General features: G+C 75.0%; 15 protein-coding genes. 9 read left to right on the top strand and 6 right to left on the bottom strand.

The features are described from left to right. Positions 1 to 34: 34 nt before the first annotated feature. Together ACH414_RS21715 and ACH414_RS21720 are read left to right on the top strand one after the other, a co-directional pair. A complete protein-coding gene (locus ACH414_RS21715) occupies positions 35 to 829 on the top strand; it encodes a maleylpyruvate isomerase family mycothiol-dependent enzyme (RefSeq protein WP_398942966.1) in 795 nt (264 codons plus the stop codon). Between the two features lie 56 nt (positions 830 to 885). Beyond that, on the top strand, positions 886 to 2,097 hold the full coding sequence (locus ACH414_RS21720) for an ROK family protein (RefSeq protein WP_382536286.1): 1,212 nt from the start codon (positions 886 to 888) through the stop codon (positions 2,095 to 2,097). Between the two features lie 265 nt (positions 2,098 to 2,362). Here ACH414_RS21720 and ACH414_RS21725 read toward each other — a convergent pair whose 3' ends face one another. Both ACH414_RS21725 and ACH414_RS21730 read right to left on the bottom strand, forming a co-directional pair. Beyond that, a complete protein-coding gene (locus ACH414_RS21725) occupies positions 2,363 to 3,361 on the bottom strand; it encodes a M23 family metallopeptidase (RefSeq protein WP_398942968.1) in 999 nt (332 codons plus the stop codon). Next, entirely contained in the window at positions 3,358 to 4,458 is a 1,101-nt protein-coding gene (locus tag ACH414_RS21730; RefSeq protein ID WP_398942970.1) for an SPFH domain-containing protein, read from the bottom strand. Before ACH414_RS21730 ends, ACH414_RS21725 begins: the two co-directional genes overlap by 4 nt. A gap of 208 nt (positions 4,459 to 4,666) precedes the next feature. Here ACH414_RS21730 and ACH414_RS21735 point away from each other — a divergent pair, with 208 nt between their 5' ends. The 3 genes from ACH414_RS21735 to ACH414_RS21745 all read left to right on the top strand — a co-directional run bounded on the left by ACH414_RS21735 (position 4,667) and on the right by ACH414_RS21745 (position 7,910). Further along, entirely contained in the window at positions 4,667 to 6,103 is a 1,437-nt protein-coding gene (locus tag ACH414_RS21735) for a WGR domain-containing protein (protein WP_382536280.1), read from the top strand. Further along, entirely contained in the window at positions 6,100 to 6,567 is a 468-nt protein-coding gene (locus tag ACH414_RS21740; protein ID WP_382536277.1) for a hypothetical protein, read from the top strand. The genes ACH414_RS21735 and ACH414_RS21740 overlap by 4 nt, the downstream gene beginning before the upstream one ends. 128 nt (positions 6,568 to 6,695) lie before the next feature. Then, on the top strand, positions 6,696 to 7,910 hold the full coding sequence (locus tag ACH414_RS21745) for a serine hydrolase domain-containing protein (RefSeq protein ID WP_382536275.1): 1,215 nt from the start codon (positions 6,696 to 6,698) through the stop codon (positions 7,908 to 7,910). A gap of 13 nt (positions 7,911 to 7,923) precedes the next feature. Here ACH414_RS21745 and ACH414_RS21750 read toward each other — a convergent pair whose 3' ends face one another. From ACH414_RS21750 to ACH414_RS21760, 3 genes are all read right to left on the bottom strand, one after another. Continuing rightward, on the bottom strand, positions 7,924 to 8,346 hold the full coding sequence (locus ACH414_RS21750) for a DUF350 domain-containing protein (RefSeq protein WP_382536272.1): 423 nt from the start codon (positions 8,344 to 8,346) through the stop codon (positions 7,924 to 7,926). Positions 8,347 to 8,465: 119 nt separating this feature from the next. After that, positions 8,466 to 9,068 carry an HdeD family acid-resistance protein gene (locus tag ACH414_RS21755; RefSeq protein WP_382536269.1) on the bottom strand — a complete coding sequence of 201 codons (603 nt, stop codon included), beginning with the start codon at positions 9,066 to 9,068 and terminating at the stop codon, positions 8,466 to 8,468. Between the two features lie 4 nt (positions 9,069 to 9,072). Beyond that, positions 9,073 to 10,473 (bottom strand): dipeptidase, encoded by a 1,401-nt coding sequence (locus ACH414_RS21760; RefSeq protein ID WP_382536266.1) that lies wholly within the window; start codon positions 10,471 to 10,473, stop codon positions 9,073 to 9,075. 197 nt (positions 10,474 to 10,670) lie between these two features. Between ACH414_RS21760 and ACH414_RS21765 the strand changes: the two genes are divergently transcribed. From ACH414_RS21765 to opcA, 3 genes are all read left to right on the top strand, one after another. Beyond that, positions 10,671 to 11,234 (top strand): DoxX family protein, encoded by a 564-nt coding sequence (locus tag ACH414_RS21765; protein ID WP_382536264.1) that lies wholly within the window; start codon positions 10,671 to 10,673, stop codon positions 11,232 to 11,234. A gap of 19 nt (positions 11,235 to 11,253) precedes the next feature. Then, on the top strand, positions 11,254 to 12,168 hold the full coding sequence (locus ACH414_RS21770) for an NADP-dependent oxidoreductase (protein ID WP_382537360.1): 915 nt from the start codon (positions 11,254 to 11,256) through the stop codon (positions 12,166 to 12,168). Between the two features lie 94 nt (positions 12,169 to 12,262). After that, positions 12,263 to 13,174 carry a glucose-6-phosphate dehydrogenase assembly protein OpcA gene (gene opcA / locus ACH414_RS21775; protein ID WP_382536261.1) on the top strand — a complete coding sequence of 304 codons (912 nt, stop codon included), beginning with the start codon at positions 12,263 to 12,265 and terminating at the stop codon, positions 13,172 to 13,174. A gap of 253 nt (positions 13,175 to 13,427) precedes the next feature. Here the strand turns inward: opcA and ACH414_RS21780 are convergent, their stop codons facing one another. Further along, on the bottom strand, positions 13,428 to 14,567 hold the full coding sequence (locus ACH414_RS21780; RefSeq protein ID WP_382536258.1) for a winged helix DNA-binding domain-containing protein: 1,140 nt from the start codon (positions 14,565 to 14,567) through the stop codon (positions 13,428 to 13,430). Between the two features lie 179 nt (positions 14,568 to 14,746). Between ACH414_RS21780 and ACH414_RS21785 the strand changes: the two genes are divergently transcribed. Further along, entirely contained in the window at positions 14,747 to 16,066 is a 1,320-nt protein-coding gene (locus ACH414_RS21785; protein WP_398942976.1) for a nucleotide disphospho-sugar-binding domain-containing protein, read from the top strand. The last annotated feature ends 30 nt before the right edge of the window (positions 16,067 to 16,096 follow it).

A 16,096-nucleotide genomic window follows, 5' to 3' on the forward strand; every position in this document is an offset into this window, starting at 1 on the left:
CCTGATCCGTCGGGGCGCGAAGAGTGGGGGGACCATGGGTGTGCTGCCGGAAGGGCTCGGCGAGGCGATACGCGGCACCGCGCGGGACATCGCCGACGTCCTGCGCGGAGCGCCCGACACCGGGCTGCCCGTGCCCCGGCTGACCTGGACCGTCGGCGAGACCGCGGCCCACCTGGGCCAGGCCAACCTGCTGATGGCCGAGCTCGCGGCGGCCCGCCACCACCCCTACGGCGACGGCACCGTGGCGGGCATCGCCGCCGCCAACGAGGAGGCCCTGGCGGCCTTCCCCGAGCGGGCCGCGGCACCGCTCGCCGACCTCATCCTCGACCAGGCCCTGGCCTTCGTCGACGCCGTCGAGGAGCGCCGGCCCGACGAGATCGTCGAGACCCCGATGGGCCCGCTCGACCCGGCCCGCCTCGGCGCGTACCTGCTCACCCACATGCTGGGCCACGGCTACGACCTCGCCAAGGCGCTCGGCCGCCCGCACATGCTCGACCGCAGCCGCGTCGAGCTGACCCTGCCGTTCATGGTCGCCGCCATGCCCCGGGTGGCCGACCCCGCCGCCGTCGCCCGGCTCACCGCGCGCTACCGGGTGCGGCTGTGGGGCGGCGCCCAGTTCGGCGTGACCATCGCCGACGGGGCCGTCACGACCACGCACGGCCCCCTGGACCGGCCCGACTGCACCGTCCTGACCGAGCCGCTCGCCTTCTTCCTCATGGCCCTCGGCCGCATCGACCCGGTCCCCGTGATGGCCACCGGCCGCGCCCTGGCCTGGGGCCGCAAGCCCTGGCTCGGCCCGCGCTTCCCCGGCCTCTTCGTCGCACCGTAGGCCCCACGGCACTCGTACGGGACGTTCCGCCGCCCTCCGGATAGGCTCGTCGCACGATGAGCAGTCCCCACCACCCCTCGGAGCCCAAGGCCGACAAGGCGGGCGTACGCCGGCACAACCTGAGCCTCGTCCTGCGCACCGTGCACGAGGCCGGGGAGACGACCCGGGCGGCCGTCGCGGCCCGCGTCGGCCTCACCCGGGCGGCCGTCTCCTCACTGGCCGAACAGCTCCTGGAGCGCGGGCTGCTCATGGAGTCGGGCAAGACGTTCAGCGGTCAGGCCGGGCGCCCCGGCACCGTGCTCAAGCCCGCGGACACCGGTCCGGCCGGTCTGGGCGTCGAGATCAACGTCGACTACGTGAGCGCCTGCGTCGCCGACCTCACCGGAGCCGACCGGGTGCGCCGCACCGAACCGCTCGACAACCGCGCCCTCGCCGCCGAGGAGGTCCTGCGCCGGGCGGCGGACATCACCGCCGAGGTCCTGACGGAGGCGGCGGGGCAGGGGCTGCGCCCGACCGGGGTCCGGCTCGCGCTGCCCGGCCTGGTCTCCGGCGGCACCGTCCGGCAGGCCCCCAACCTCGGCTGGAACCGGGTCGACGCGGACGCGCTCTTCAGCGCGGCGCTCGCCACCGTCCGCCCGCCCGGGAGCCCGGTCCTGCCCGTCGCCTCCGACAACGAGGCGAACGTCGCCGCGCTGGCCGAGCTGTGGTTCGGGGAGCTCGGCGGCATCCGAAGCTTCCTGCACGTCACCGGCGAGATCGGGGTCGGCGGCGCGATCGTCCTGGACGGCGAACTGCTGCGGGGCGCCCACGGTTTCGCGGGGGAGATCGGGCATCTGCCCGTCAACCCGGACGGCCGCCGCTGCCGCTGCGGGTCCCACGGCTGCCTGGAGCAGTACGCGGGCCAGAGCGCCCTGCTGCGCGCCGCCGGGGCGCGCTCGCTCGACACCCTCGTCCAGCGGGCCGCCGCCGGCGAGCCCCGCACCCTCGCCGCCCTCGACGAGGCCGGCCGGATGCTCGGCGTCGCCCTCTCCGGCGCGGTGAACCTGCTCGACCCGCAGGCCGTGGTCCTGGGCGGCATCTATCCCCGGCTCATACGGTGGCTGGCCCCGGCCGCCGAGGCCGAGCTGGCCCGCCGGGTCGTCTCCGCCCTGTGGCAGCCCGCCGCCACGCGCCTGCGCCCGGCCTCCACCACGGCCACCACCGCCCGCGGCGCGGCCGCGCTGGTCCTGCGCGACATCCTGGCGGACCCCCTGACGTACGGCGGCTGAGTCCGGCGGGGCCGTCTCCCCGCGGGCGCCGGGCTCTCCCGCCGCCTTCCGCCCCGAGCCCTGTCAGGCCGTCACCGGGCGCGCCCCCCCTCACGCGACCCGCGCCGGGGCCGGAGCACGCCGAAGGACGACCGGCCCGCGGACGGGTCGGCGGCCCTGACCGCGGGCCGGGTTCCCCGGAGAGGGCCCTGGGCCGTGTCCGGAACGTCCCGCCTGGCCCGGGACCCTGCCCCGCGGGCAGACGGTGCCACCTTCCGGCCACGGCCTAGACGCGCACCCCGTGGGAGCGCAGATAGGCCAGCGGGTTGACGTCCGAGCCGAAGTACGGCGTGGTCCGCACCTCGAAGTGCAGGTGCGGGCCCGTCACCCGGCCCGTCGCCCCGGACCCGCCGATGCGCTGCCCGGCGGACACGCTCCGGCCCGCCGACACGTCGATGCGGGAGAGATGGGCGTACTGGGTGTACCGGCCGTCGGCGTGCCGGATCACCACCTCGTAGCCGTAGCTGCGGTTGTACCCGGCGTGCACCACCCGGCCGGGACCGACCGAGCGGACCGCGGTGCCGGTCGGCACGGCGAAGTCCTGGCCCGTGTGGTAGCCCCTCGACCAGGCGCCGGGCTGGCCGTAGTAGCCGGTGAAGACGTACGAGGAGACCGGCGCCGTCCAGCCCCGCGAGCTGCCCGTGGCGGAGCCGCCCGAGGAAGCGCCGGTCGAGCCGCCGCCCTTCGCGCCGGTGCGCTGCTCGTACTTCCACCGGTGGCTGGTCCAGTACCAGTGGCCGCCGCTCTCGAACCAGTACACCCGGTACGCGGGGTCCCAGCCCCGCCGCCCGGGGAACGCCGGCTCGCCGCCGGTGCGGCTCGGCTGCCGCGCCGTGCCGGACGCGCCGGCCGTGCCCGTCCGCTTGCTGTACGTGGCGTGGTGGCTGGTCCAACGCCACTGGCCGGCCTCGTTCTTGAACCAGTAGCGCGAGCCGTCCCAGCCCGCGTGCGACGGGGCGGACTCGGCCCCCGCCGTGCCCGCGCCCGTGCCCGCGAGGGCCATCGCCCCGACGGTCGCGACCACGGCGCACCGCACCCCGCGCAGGGCCGCGGCCCCGCCGCCGCGCTCCGCGCGGGCTGCCGTCCGGGCCGCCGCGCAGCCGGCGCAGTCACAGCCGGCGGCGGGTATCTCGTCGGTGAATCCGGGGGTCCGCAGGTCCATGGGGTCCTCGCTCTCTCGGGAGTGGTCGGGGGCGTGGCGGTGGTCGTGCGGGCCGGCGCTCACTGCCTGTCCCCTTCCGGCAGGTCGCCGCGCCGGGTGTAGAAGGCCACGGTCAGGTCCTTGACCAGGGCCTGCCGTTCGAAGTCGTCGAGCTCGACGAGACCACGGGAGGTCAGCCGGGTCACCGTGTCGTCCACCGCGTCGATCACGCTGGTGAGCACGGTGTCGCGGTGCCTGGCGTCGAGCGCGGCGATCTGCCGCCGGTGCATGGCCGCCGCCACCTCGGGCGCGTACTCGATCCGGGTCGGCTGGGCCGAGAAGACCGCGATGCCGACCGGGCGGCACTCGGCCGCGAGCAGCCGGGTCAGCGTGGCGCCGACGGACTCCGCGTCGCGCAGGGTGGGCCCGTCGTCCCGGAAGGCGTCCGCGGGCAGCTGCGACAGGACCCGCACGGCCGCCGCCTCCACCTGCTCGCGCAGATAGTCGAGATGGTCGTCCACGGCGAGCAGCGCCCGTGCGGTGTCCTTCACCGACCAGACCACCAGGACCACCACCCGCAGCGCGGCCCCCTCGGAGTCGACCACGGCGATCGGCTCGCTGCGCCAGTGCCGCAGCCGCACGTCGACCCGGCGGCGCAGCACGAGCGGGCTGATCCAGACCAGACCGGTGCGCCGCACACTTCCCCGGTAGCGGCCGAAGAGCGAGAGCACCCAGGCGGATCCGGTCCGCCCGCGCGTCAGCCCGCCGAAGGCGAGCACGGCGAGGGCCACGCAGCCGCCGAACGCGGCCCACTCCCACGGCTCCAGACGGATCGTGCGCAGCGGGCGGGCCCGCCACAGCAGCGCCCCGGCCGCGCCGAGTGCGGTCAGTCCGAGCAGGACGGCCAGCCACCCGGGGGCCGCCGGCCCGTTGCGCTCCACGAGGTCGGGGTCGTCGGGCGGCGGGCGCAGGGGCAGCCCCTGCGGCTCGTCCGGCTCCGGACGGGTCCGCCACCGCGGCGGTTCGGGGCGGGCGGGGCGCGCCGGGCGGGGCGGCTGGGGGAGCGCCGGCAGCGTCGTGGTCGGCGCCGCGGGGTCGGCACGGAACAGGTCGTCCATCGGTATGCCGGCGGCGTGGAATCGCGCGCGTACGGGCAGGGGCCGCTTCTGTCGCTCGGTCATGTGGCCCTTCCGGCCGTCCCTCGTCGAGGTGACGACGTGTCGGATGATCTTCAGAACCATCGTCACAGGGGTTAATGTCCGAATTGCCGCGACGAAGGTCCCGAATCGGACGGACTTTGGTCCCTGGCGAAGCCCAGGCGGGCCGCCGCCGGGCCCCTGCCGGGCCGCCGCCGGGCCGTTGTCAGTGGCTCCCCCTACCGTTCTCGACATGACGACGAAGACCTATCTGGAGCTGTCGCAGGACGGCGGCGGCGCGCACAAGTTCTACGAAGTGACGGTCGACGGCACGGTGGTGTCGGTCCGTTACGGACGCATCGGCGCGAGCGGACAGACCCAGACCTCCACGTTCGCGACGGCCGAGAAGGCGCAGGCCGCGGCGGCGAAGAAGATAGGCGAGAAGGTGCGCAAGGGATACGCCCCGGCGATCCAGGGGCAGCGCGCCGCCCGGGCGATCAGCCGCCGCGAGGTCAGCTCCGCGCCCTCCACCGCACGCGCCGTCGCCCCCGTCCTGTGGCGCTTCCGCACCGGCTCCGCGGCCTTCGGCATCCACGTGGACGACGAGCGCTGCTGGGTGGGCAACCAGGCGGGCGAGGTCTTCACCCTCGGCCACACCGGCGAGGTCCACGCCCGCTTCAGCCTGCCCGACGGCGTGAAGTGCCTGGTCGCCGACGACTTCTGGATCTACGCGGGCTGCGACGACGGCCGGGTCTACGACCTCTCCTCCAAGCTGCCGTTCGCCGCCTACGAGATCGCCACCGACGTCGACATCTTCTGGCTCGACATCCACGAGGGCGTGCTCGACGTCGCCGACCGCTCCGGCCGGCTCACCGTCATCGACCACGAGGACGAGCACCAGTGGTCCCGCTCCGGGCGCGGCGAGCACGCCTGGATGGTGCGGGCCGACGACCACGGCGTCTACTACGGCGACAGCCGCGGGGTGACGGCCTACGCCCCCGACGGCGGCGGCGAGCTGTGGCACACCCCGGCCGAGGGCGGAGTGCTCTTCGGCTGGCAGGAGGACACCTCCGTCTACGCGGGCACCGCGCGCCGCAAGGTGCACCGGCTCGCCAAGAAGGACGGCCGGACGGAGGCGGTGTACGGCTGCGACAGCGCGGTGTACTCGTGCGCCACCTCGCCCGGCGGCCGCTTCGTCTTCGCCGGCGACAACGCCTCCTCGGTCTACTGCTTCGCCGAGGACGGCACCCGCCTGTGGAAGCTGGGCACCGGCGGCGGCTCGGCGCTCTCCATGCAGTACCGCGACGAGCGCCTCTACCTGGTGACCACGGACGGCTCGCTGGTGTGCGTGGACGCGAGCGAGGCGGCCATCGCCGCCGCCCAGCAGGGCAGCGTCCCCGTCGCCCAGGACATCAAGCTCGCCGCCGCGCTGCCCACATACGCGCCGGCGACCACGGCGACCGCCGTCGCCGCGGTCAGCGCGGCACCCGCCGGCTCGATCGTCGTGGAGTGCGTCCAGGAGGGCGGCAGGACCCGGGTCCACGTCGTGACCGAGGGATACGAGCCGGGGTGGAACGTGCAGTTCCCGCGGGCCATCCGCGAGCCGGGCGCCCGCTACGTCGTCGACGCCCTGCACCCGGCCTCGGGCGGCTTCTACCGGGTCCGCGGCGATATCCGGCGGCTGCTGTGAGCACCTTCGAGGCGGCCACGGGGGACGGGCCCGCGCTGCCCGAAGCGGAGGCGGAGCAGCGCTCGCGTGAGGTGCGGGCGGCCTTCGAAGGGCTGCTGCAGATCAGACGGCTGACCAACCGCCAGGGCGGCGACCCGGCGGCGAGCCCCGCGGAGTGGGAGCGCCGGCAGCCGGTGCGGGCGGTCGCCCTCGCCCTGGAGGCGGCCCGGCAGCCACCCTCGGCGGTGGACGCCGCCGGCGCCCGCACCGCCACCGGCTACCGGGTCACCGCGGGGGAGCGGCCCGGCACGGCGGTGGTGGAGTGGCTGGGCCCGCCGGGCGCGGGCGCCGCCCGGGAGGAGGAGCCGGCCCTCACCGCGTGCGCCGCCGCGCTCGAACGGCTCGGCTGGGAGGCCCTGCTCTACCGCGGCCCGCGCCGAAGACACTTCCTGGAGGTGGAGGCGGCCCGGCCCGGAGGAGCGTAGGCCGCCCCGGCGACCGCGCGGCGCCGATCGAGTGGACTCGGGTGAACACGCCCGGTGCCGGGCGCCTCCCGCCCGGCGCCGGTGGTCCTCTGGCCGTCCGTGCCCGTGACCCGGAAGAAGCGTCCCGAATGCGACGACGTACCCCCTACCGCCGGCTGTTCGCCGCGACGCTGCTGGTGGCGTCCGTGCTGGCCCCGGTGGCCGCGACCCCCGCCACCACCGTCCACGCGGCGAGCCCCGGGCCGCTCGGCACCGCGCGGCACGACGAGGACGACTGCCCGCCGGACGGCCTCGGGCCCGAGCTGACCGCGCGCCTCGACAAGACCATCGAGACCGTCCGCAGGCAGGCGGGCATCCCGGGCGTGGTGGTCGGGCTGTGGCTGCCGGGGCAGGGGAGTTACGTGCGGGCCACGGGCACCGCCGACAAGGCCACCGGCGAGCCGATGTTCCCCGACACCTACGTCCGGATCGGCAGCGAGACCAAGACCTTCACCGTCACCGCTCTCCTGGAGCTCGTGGACCAGGGGAGGATCGGGCTCGACGACCCGATCGCGAAGTACGTCCACGGCGTGCCGGGCGGACACCGGATCACCCTGCGCCACCTCGCCGAGATGCGCAGCGGACTCTTCCCGTACACCTCGGACGCGACCTTCGTCCACGACTTCCTCGGCGACCCGCACCGGCAGTGGGCCCCGCGGGAGGTCCTGAAGTACGGCTTCAGGCACAAGAACACGTTCAAGCCCGGCGAGAAGTTCGAGTACTCCAACAGCAACCTCGTCCTGCTCGGCCTCGTCGTGGAGAAGGTCACCGGGCACCGGCTCGCCGACGTCATCCGCCACCGGGTGCTCCGGCCCTCGCACATGAAGGACACGGCGCTCCCCCAGGCCGCCGAGTTCCCGCGGCCGCACGCGCACGGCTACACCGACCAGACGCTGAGCGGCAGGGTCGAGGACGCCACCGACTGGAACCCCAGCTGGGCCTGGGCGGCCGGCGCGATGACCTCGAACCTGCGGGACCTGCGCGCCTGGGCCGAGATCCTCGCCACGGGACGGCTGCTCAGCCCCGAGACCCAGGCCCAGCGGCTCAGGATGCTGCCGACCGGCATCCCCGGCACCGCGTACGGCCTCGGCATCCTGAACACCAACGGCTGGATCGGGCACAACGGTTCGCTGCCGGGGTACGAGACCGTGACCGTCTATCTGCCCGAGCGGAAGGCCACCCTGGTCATCATCATCACCACCGACTCGCTGGTCGGCGGGCAGGAGCCGTCCACGCTGCTCGGCCGGGCGATCACCGAGGTGGTGACCCCGGACCACGTCTACGCGGGCGCGATCCCGCGCTGACGGCGGTGCGCGGTCAGGCGATGGAGGCGGAGAGGACCGCGGAGACGGCGAGGTTGCACGAGGCGGTCACCCAGACCGCCGGATGCGGCTCGGGGTCGACCAGGGTCGCGCCCAGCTTCCCCGGCGTTACCAGGTCCACCACGAGGAACGCGAGCGCCATCATCACGAGACCGAGCAGCCCGAACGCGGCCGTGGAGACCAGGCCCTTGGCGAAGTCCTCGTAGGTCGTCCAGATCGACGTGAAGACGATCCCGCCGACGCCGAGCAGGGCGGAGGACAGGAGGATCGCGGCGTTGCGGTTGCGGTCCTCCCAGATCTGCCGGCCCAGCTTGCCGGGGGTCAGCAGGTCGACCAGGAAGATGCCGAGGATCAGCAGGACGACGCCGAGGGCGCCGTACGCGGAGGCCCGGCCGAGGCCGTTGACGATGTCGCTCATGAGGATGCCGGCTCCGGAAGGAAGTGATCGTGAATGATCGCGGTCAAGGACCGGCAAAATGTAGCGCAGCGCCGAGAGGCCCCGGCCGGGTGGGCCGGGGCCTCTCGCCGGGTGGGCCTTCAGACGCCCGGCGGGATGCGCTTGGCGCGGGAGCGGACCATGAAGGCGGTCACGATCTCCGCCACGCCCACGACGAGCAGCCAGATGCCGCCGAGCACCGTCAGCACCGCCACCGACTCCAGCGGCGAGACGATCAGCACGACGCCGGCGAGCGCGCTGATGACGCCCAGGGCGATCTGCCAGCCGCGGGCCGGCATCGCCGGGTCGGAGGCCGCCGCCACCGTCTGCGTGATCCCGCGGAACAGCCAGCCGATCCCGATCCACAGCGCGAGCAGCAGGATCGACTGCGTCGCGCCCCGGAAGCAGAACAGACCGAGCAGGATCCCCAGGGTGCCGCTGATGAACGCCATCACCCGCAGCGAGGTCCTGGCGTGCGTTCCGAAGGCCGCGACCAGTTGCAGCACACCGCTGACCAGCAGGTAGACACCGAAGAGCACACCGACGACGGTCAGGGTTGCCTTCGGCCACGCCAGCACCATCGCACCCAGGGCCAGTGCGAGCACACCGGCGATCAGCAGCGCCTGCCAGGCGACGCCGGCCAGCAGACCGAGCGGCCCCGGTGGCAGGTCGTCCCGTGAGGGACGGTCGTCCGTCTGTGTCATGACGTCACTCCACTCCTCTTGGCGCGCCCGGGGGACGGGTCGCGTACGTGCTCAGGAACAGCGCCTCGGCCAGCGCCATCGTCTCGATCTCGGTGGGGTCCACGCTCTCGTTGGGCGCGTGGATGAGGCAGCCGGGCTCCTCGACCCCGATCAGGGCGATCTCGGCGTCCGGGAACTGCTCGGCGAGCACGTTGCACAGGGGGATCGAGCCGCCCTGCCCCGACTGGACCATGTCCTTGCCGTACGCCCGGCGCATCGCCGAGCCGAGCGCCCGGTAGGCGGGCCCGTCGGTGCGGGCCCGGAACGGCTGGCCCACGCCCTCCGGCTCCACCTCGACCCGCGCGCCCCAGGGCGCCGCCGCGATCAGATGGGCGGTGAGCGCCGCCTCGGCCTTGTCGGCGTCGACCCCCGGGGGGACGCGCAGGCTGACCCGGGCGCGTACCTTCGCCTGCACGGCCGCCGCGGAGCCGACCACCGGCGGGCAGTCGATGCCGAGCACGGTGACCGCGGGCCGCGCCCACAGCTCGTCGGCGACCGAACCCGTGCCGAGCAGCGCCACCCCGTCCAGCGCGCCGACGTCGGCGCGGAACTGCTCGGCCGGGTAGTCGACGCCGTCCCAGGTCCCGTCGGCGGCCAGACCGCCGATCGTGGTGTTGCCCTCCGCGTCGCGCAGGCTGTCCAGGATGCGGACGAGCGCGGCGAGCGCGTCCGGGGCCGGGCCGCCGAACATGCCCGAGTGCATCTCGCCCCTGAGGGTGGAGACGGTCACCACCACGTTGGCGAGGCCGCGCAGCGAGGTGGTGGCGGTCGGCAGACCGCGCGCGAAGTTGCCGGTGTCGCAGACCAACAGGGCGTCGGCGGCGAAGAGTTCCGGCTGCAGCGGCACCAGTCGCTCCAGACCGCCGGTGCCCTGCTCCTCCGAACCCTCCGCGACGAACTTGAGGTTGACCGGGAAGCCCCCGCCCTCCGGGCCGCCGAGCGCGCGCAGCGCGGTCAGGTGCATCGCGATGTTGCCCTTGCAGTCCGCGGTGCCCCGCCCGTACCAGCGCCCCTCGCGCTCGGTCAGCTCGAACGGCGGGGTCCGCCAGGCGGCGTCGTCGAGCGGCGGCTGCACGTCGTAGTGGCAGTACAGGAGCACCGTCGGGGCGCCCTCGGGTCCCGGGGCGTGCCCGACGACCGCGTCCGTGCCGTCCGGGGTGGTCACCCGGCGCATGTCCCGCAGGCCGGCCTCCGTGAAGGCCCGGACCAGGAAGTCGGCCGCCGCGGCGCACTCCTCCGGCGGGAACTGCCTCGGATCGGCGACCGAGCGCATCGCGACCAGCGCGGTCAGATCCTCCTTGGCACGCGGCATCAGCGCGCGGACCCTCGCGCGCAGGGCGGCGGTCTCCGGGGAATCAGCGGTCATGCGTGTCCCACTTCCTTCGGCACGACAACAGCGCTCTCACACAGCGCTCTCACTAAAGCAATACCGGACGAACGCCGCAAAACATGACCTGTATGGAGCAACAGCGCAGCGGGTTGCGGCGGCATCCGGAGCAGAGTGGAGAGCGTCTGCGAAGGGCGCCGCACCCGCCGCGCCCCCGTCACGCAACGGGAGACCCCATGACCCCGCTCAACCGCCGCGACCTCGGACTCCTCGTCCTGCGGGTCGGCACCGGCGCCGTCCTGGCCGCCCACGGGACCCAGAAACTCTTCGGCTGGTTCGGCGGCGGCGGCATCGAGGGCACCGCCAAGGGGATGGAGGCGATGGGCTTCTCACCCGCCAGGGAGAGCGCCATCGCCGCCGGACTCGGCGAGGCCGGCGGCGGCGCCCTGCTCGCCCTCGGTCTGGCCACCCCGGCCGCCGGCGCCGCCGCCGCGGGCGCCATGGCCGGCGCGGTCGCCGTGCACGCCCCGGCCGGCTTCTTCGCCCAGGGCGGCGGATACGAGTACCCCGCCTTCCTCGGCTTCACCTCCGCCGCGATCGGCATCGCCGGAGCGGGCCGCTACTCCCTCGACCACGCCACCGGACACGTCCTCGACCGGCCCTGGGTGGTCGCCGTCGCCTTCATCGGCACCGCGCTCGCCGCCGCGGCCGTCGTCGGCCGCCGCGCCCAGGCGCAGGCCGAGGCCCGGCAGCCCGAACCGGAGCCCGAGCACACCACCGCCGCCGAGCCCGGGGAGTGAGCCCGTGAAAGCCGTCACCATGCCGCGATACGGCGGCCCCGAAGAGCTCGCCCTCGTGGAGCTCCCCGACCCGAAGGTCGCCCCCGGCGAAGTCCTGATCCGGGTGGTGGCCGCCGGGGTCAACCCCGTCGACTGGAAGCTCGCCGCGGGTGGCCTCGACCCCCTGATGGTGACCCACTTCCCGCTGATCCCCGGCTGGGACGTGGCCGGGGTCGTCGAGCGCAACGGTCTGGACTCCACCGAGTTCGCCCCGGGCGACGAGGTCTTCGGCTACATCCGCAAGGACAGCGCCGAGCACGGCTCCTACGCGGAGAAGGTGTCCGCCCAGGTCCGCATGCTCGCCCGCAAGCCGCGGTCGCTGAGCTGGGCCCAGACCGCGGGACTCCCGCTCGCCGGGCTCACCGCCCTGCAGGCCGCCGACCGGGTCGGCGTCGGCGCCGGCGACACCGTGCTGGTCCACGCCGCCGCGGGCGGCGTCGGCTCCCTCGGCACCCAACTCGCGCTCGCCCGCGGCGCCCGGGTCATCGGCACCGCGAGCCCCGCCAACCACGACTTCCTGCGCTCCCTGGGCGCCGAACCCGTGGCGTACGGCCCCGGTCTCGCCGACCGGGTGCGGGAGCTGGCCCCGGACGGGGTCGACGCGGCGCTCGACTTCGTGGGCGGGGAGTCCGTGGACGTCTCCGTCGAACTCCTCGCCTCACCCGCCCGCCTCGCCTCCGTCGCCGACCACCGGGCGGCCGCGCTCGGCGGCCACTACGTCTGGGTCCGGCCCGACGGCGCCGGCCTGGCGACGCTCGCCGCGCTCGCCGACGAGGGCCGGCTCACCGTGCCCGTCGAGAAGGTCCTGCCGCTGAGCGAGGCGGCCGAGGCCTGGCGCCTCAACAGCGAGGGCCACACCCGCGGCAAGCTGATCCTCTCCGTCGAGGAGCCCTGACCGTCTCGGTACTGTTCGGTAGGGAAGATCCGGAGCGGATCCAGCGCTACGGGGAGAGCACGCGGACACGCGAGGGAAGGAACGGGCGCCGACCATGAAGATCGATCTCACGGACACCAACTCCAGCAAGATCAACAAGGCGATCCTGGAGGGTCGCCGCGCCGTCGGCACCCCGGCCGTCGGCATGGTGCTCACCCTGGTCGTCGTCACCGACGAGGAGAACGCCTACGACGCGGTGAAGGCCGCCAACGAGGCCTCCAGGGAACATCCCTCGCGCACCCTGGTCGTCATCAAGCGCCATGCCCGCTCCCCCCGTGGCCGCAGCGAGACCCGCCTCGACGCCGAGGTCCGGGTCGGCACCGACGCCGGTGCGGGCGAGACCGTGCTCCTGCGCCTGCACGGCGAGCTCGGCCGGCGCGCCGACTCCGTCGTCCTCCCGCTCCTCCTGCCGGACGCGCCGGTCGTCGTCTGGTGGCCGGTCGACGCCCCCGAGGTGCCCTCCGAGGACCCCCTCGGCGCCCTCGCCCAGCGCCGGATCACCGACACCTACGCCGTCGAGGACCCGATCGCCGCCCTCGCCGAGCGCGCCGCCTCGTACGCCCCCGGCGACACCGACCTCGCCTGGACCCGGCTGACCCCGTGGCGCTCCCTGCTCGCCGCCGCCCTCGACCAGGCCCCTACGACGGTGCTCTCGGCCGCCGTCGAGAGCGAGGCCCACAACCCGAGCGCCGAGCTGCTCGCCCGCTGGTTCGGCGAACGCCTCGACGTCGAGGTCGAGCGCGTGGTGACGGACGGCCCCGTCGTCACGGCCGTCCGCCTCGGCACCCCGGACGGCGAGATCCGCATCGACCGCCCGGAGGGCCCGGTGGCCCACCTCGCCATCCCGGGGCAGCCGAGCCGCGTCATGGCCCTCAAGGTGCGCACCACGGCCGAACTCATCGCCGAGGAGCTCCGCCGCCTGGACCCGGACGAGGCGTACGCGGCGGCCCTGCGGTACGGGCGGTAGCGGGGCCCCCGCCCCCTCCCGCCCCCTCAGCCGTCCGTCCCTGTGACGGTGCGCCCCGCGACGGGGAGGACGTACGGCCACGCAGTACCGGCACTGAGCCCGAGCCACGTCGGACGAACACCGCGCCCCGTCCGCCGCTCGGGCGCGGCGCCCCGGTCCGCCGCTCGGGCACCGCGCCCCCGTCCCCACGCTGGGGCACCGCGCCCCGGTCCCGGTGGCCCCACTCGCCGCGCCCCCGGACGGTGCCGGAGGCCTACCCGGGCAGCACCCGGACCCGCCCCTCGGGCAGCTTGGCCCACCAGTGGTCGTAGCGTCGGTAGAGCGCGGGGTCGCGGGCGGCGAGCAGGGCGTTCAGGGCCCGGGCCTCCTCGGCGAGCGCCTCCCACGCCTCGCCCGGCAGGTCGTGGAAGGCCGTGGCCTCGATGCCGCCCTCGACCGGGCGCCACACCCCGGCCACGTACCCGTCGACGAGAAGGGTCGGCAGCACGTCGCCGTTGACGCGGATCACCACGCGCCGGTAGTCGGGCGGCAGCACCCGGCTCCGGTCCGCGTACGCGAGCAGCACGCTGTCCCACATCGCCATCAGACGAGGCGGCGCGGGCGTGTCCGCCGCCGGGCGCAAGGCACCCGGCAGGTCGAACAGCACCGTGCCGTCCGGCCCTTCGAGCCGCTCGACGACCCCGTCGAGCTCCTTGAGGGCCCGGCGCACGGGGGCCCGCTGGACCATCGCGAACTGCGCCACGTCCGCCACCGACGCGGGCCCGAAACCCTCCAGACAGCGCACCACCAGCCCCCGCAGCGCCTCGGGCGAGACCTCGCGGCCGCCGGTCACCGGCCCGCCTCCGGACGCCACGTACGAGGGGCGCGGGCCGAACGCCCACGGGCCGCCGGTCGGATGGTGGTGCAGGGGCGCGTACGCCCGCAGCCCCCACAGCGCCCCGTCGACCCGCTCGGCGCCGACCCGCTCCCGAAGCCACCCGCGGAGTTCGGCCATCGTCCGCGGCTCCTCGGCGAAGGCGAGCAGCCCCGGCACCAGCTCCTCGCCGTCGGCGGGCGAGAGCCCGGCGGCGGCGAAGCGGAATCCGAGACGGGAGGCGTACAGGGTCTGCTGCATCGCCTCCCGGAACAGGCGGTAGTCCCCGGCGTGCACCGCGTGCAGCGTGATCCGCATGAGGGTCGCCTTGACCACCTCGCGGCGCGCGAACACGGCGTCCACATCCGCCGGATCCAGTCCCACCAGCCGGTTCCACAGGGCCAGATACGGCGAGCCGGCGTGCTGCGCCTGGAGCGCGACCACCCGCCGGACCCCTTCGGCGACGCCCAACGGGGCGCGCTCCAGGAGGAGCTGACGGCCGAGGGTGGCGCGGTTGAGCTCACGGGCGCTGATCTTCACGGGGGGCATTCTTCCCGAGCCCGTGCGGGCACGGACGCGCAGGCGGGTGCGGGCGGTGCGACGCGCCGTCGCCCGGCGAAGCGTGGAACCCGCGTCGCCGCAGGTCGTACGCTCCCCAGGCGCGTCACCGCACGGGTCGGTCGACCGCTCTGCACCGTCACCCCGGGGGGAACTTCACCATGTCCAGGATCATCGTCGCCGCGACGCCCGTTTCCGGCCATCATGCTCCGCTGCTCCAGATCGCCCGCCACCTCCACGGCCTCGGCCACGAGGTGGTGTTCCTCGGCGGCTCCCGCTTCGCCGCCCAGGTCGAGGCGGCCGGACCCGCCTTCCGCGCCCTGCCCGCCGAGGCCGACTACGACGACCGCGACCTGTCGGCCCGGTTCCCCGGGCGGGACGAGATCCCGGCCGGGCCCGGGCAGGTCATGTGGGACGTCATGCACGTCTTCGGCGACCCCATCCCCGCCCAGCTGCGCGCGCTGAAGGAGGTCCTGGCGGGGTTCCCGGCCACCGTCGTCCTCCACGACAACCTGTTCCTCGGCGGCGTGGCGCTCGCCCTCGGCGAGGAGCCGGGGCGCCGGCCCGCGGTGTTGAGCGTCGGCATCTCGCCGCTCGGCGTCGACAGCCGGGACACCGCGCCGCACCTGCTCGGTCTGCTGCCGCCCACCGACGACGAACAGCGGGCGCGGTACGCGGAGATGGCCGCGCAGATGGCCGAGCGGAGCAAGCCGCTCGCGGCGCACCTGCGCGGCTGCTTCACCGCCGCCGGAGCGGTCATCGAGGAGGGCTCGCTCGGCTGGCTCCGGATCCAGGCCGCCGACGCCTTCCTGCAGCTCACCGTGGCCGGATTCGAGTACCCGCGCAGCGACCAGCCGGCCAACATCCGCTTCGTCGGCGCCATCCCCATCGAGCCCGGCGCCGCGCAGGAGCCGCCCGCCTGGTGGCCCGAGCTGCGGCGGGCCCGCGAGGAGGGCAGGCGGATCGTCGTGGTCACCCAGGGCACCCTCGCCAACACCACCCTGAACCGGCTGGTCGTCCCCACCCTGCGGGCCCTCGCCGACCGCGAGGACGTCTTCGTCGTCGCCGCCACCGGCCGCCCCGACGCGGCCGAGCTGATCGCCGGCGAGCTGCCCGCCGTCCCCGCCAACGCGCGCGTCGCGGGCTTCGTCCCCTTCGCCGAACTCCTCCCGCTGACCGACCTGCTGGTCACCAACGGCGGCTACGGCGGCACCCAGGCCGCCCTCGCCCACGGCGTGCCGCTCGTCGTCGGCGGCGACACCGAGGACAAGCCCGAGGTGGCCGCGCGGGTCGAGTGGTCCGGGACCGGCCTCAACCTGCGTACCGGCGACCCCTCCGTCGAGGCCCTCCGGGAGGCCGTGGACACGGTCCTGTCCACGCCCGGCTATCGCGAACGGGCCGCCGAGCTGGCCAAGGAGTACGCCGCCCACGACGCCCTCGCCACGATCGACGGGCTCGTGCGGGAGACCGACCCGTGCTGAGCGCGGGCTCGCGAAGGTCCCGATCTCGCC

This window comes from Streptomyces sp. NPDC020422 (assembly GCF_044386705.1).
Taxonomy (GTDB): Bacteria; Actinomycetota; Actinomycetes; order Streptomycetales; family Streptomycetaceae; genus Streptomyces.

Coding starts and splice junctions, on each gene's coding strand:
- ACH414_RS21785 (WP_398942976.1), top strand. CDS start 14,747: ATGTCCAGGATCATCGTCGCCGCGACGCCCGTTTCCGGCCATCATGCT.
- ACH414_RS21735 (WP_382536280.1), top strand. CDS start 4,667: ATGACGACGAAGACCTATCTGGAGCTGTCGCAGGACGGCGGCGGCGCG.
- ACH414_RS21770 (WP_382537360.1), top strand. CDS start 11,254: ATGCCGCGATACGGCGGCCCCGAAGAGCTCGCCCTCGTGGAGCTCCCC.
- ACH414_RS21730 (WP_398942970.1), bottom strand. CDS start 4,458: ATGACCGAGCGACAGAAGCGGCCCCTGCCCGTACGCGCGCGATTCCAC.
- ACH414_RS21760 (WP_382536266.1), bottom strand. CDS start 10,473: ATGACCGCTGATTCCCCGGAGACCGCCGCCCTGCGCGCGAGGGTCCGC.
- ACH414_RS21715 (WP_398942966.1), top strand. CDS start 35: ATGGGTGTGCTGCCGGAAGGGCTCGGCGAGGCGATACGCGGCACCGCG.
- ACH414_RS21765 (WP_382536264.1), top strand. CDS start 10,671: ATGACCCCGCTCAACCGCCGCGACCTCGGACTCCTCGTCCTGCGGGTC.
- ACH414_RS21745 (WP_382536275.1), top strand. CDS start 6,696: ATGCGACGACGTACCCCCTACCGCCGGCTGTTCGCCGCGACGCTGCTG.
- opcA (WP_382536261.1), top strand. CDS start 12,263: ATGAAGATCGATCTCACGGACACCAACTCCAGCAAGATCAACAAGGCG.
- ACH414_RS21720 (WP_382536286.1), top strand. CDS start 886: ATGAGCAGTCCCCACCACCCCTCGGAGCCCAAGGCCGACAAGGCGGGC.
- ACH414_RS21755 (WP_382536269.1), bottom strand. CDS start 9,068: ATGACACAGACGGACGACCGTCCCTCACGGGACGACCTGCCACCGGGG.
- ACH414_RS21750 (WP_382536272.1), bottom strand. CDS start 8,346: ATGAGCGACATCGTCAACGGCCTCGGCCGGGCCTCCGCGTACGGCGCC.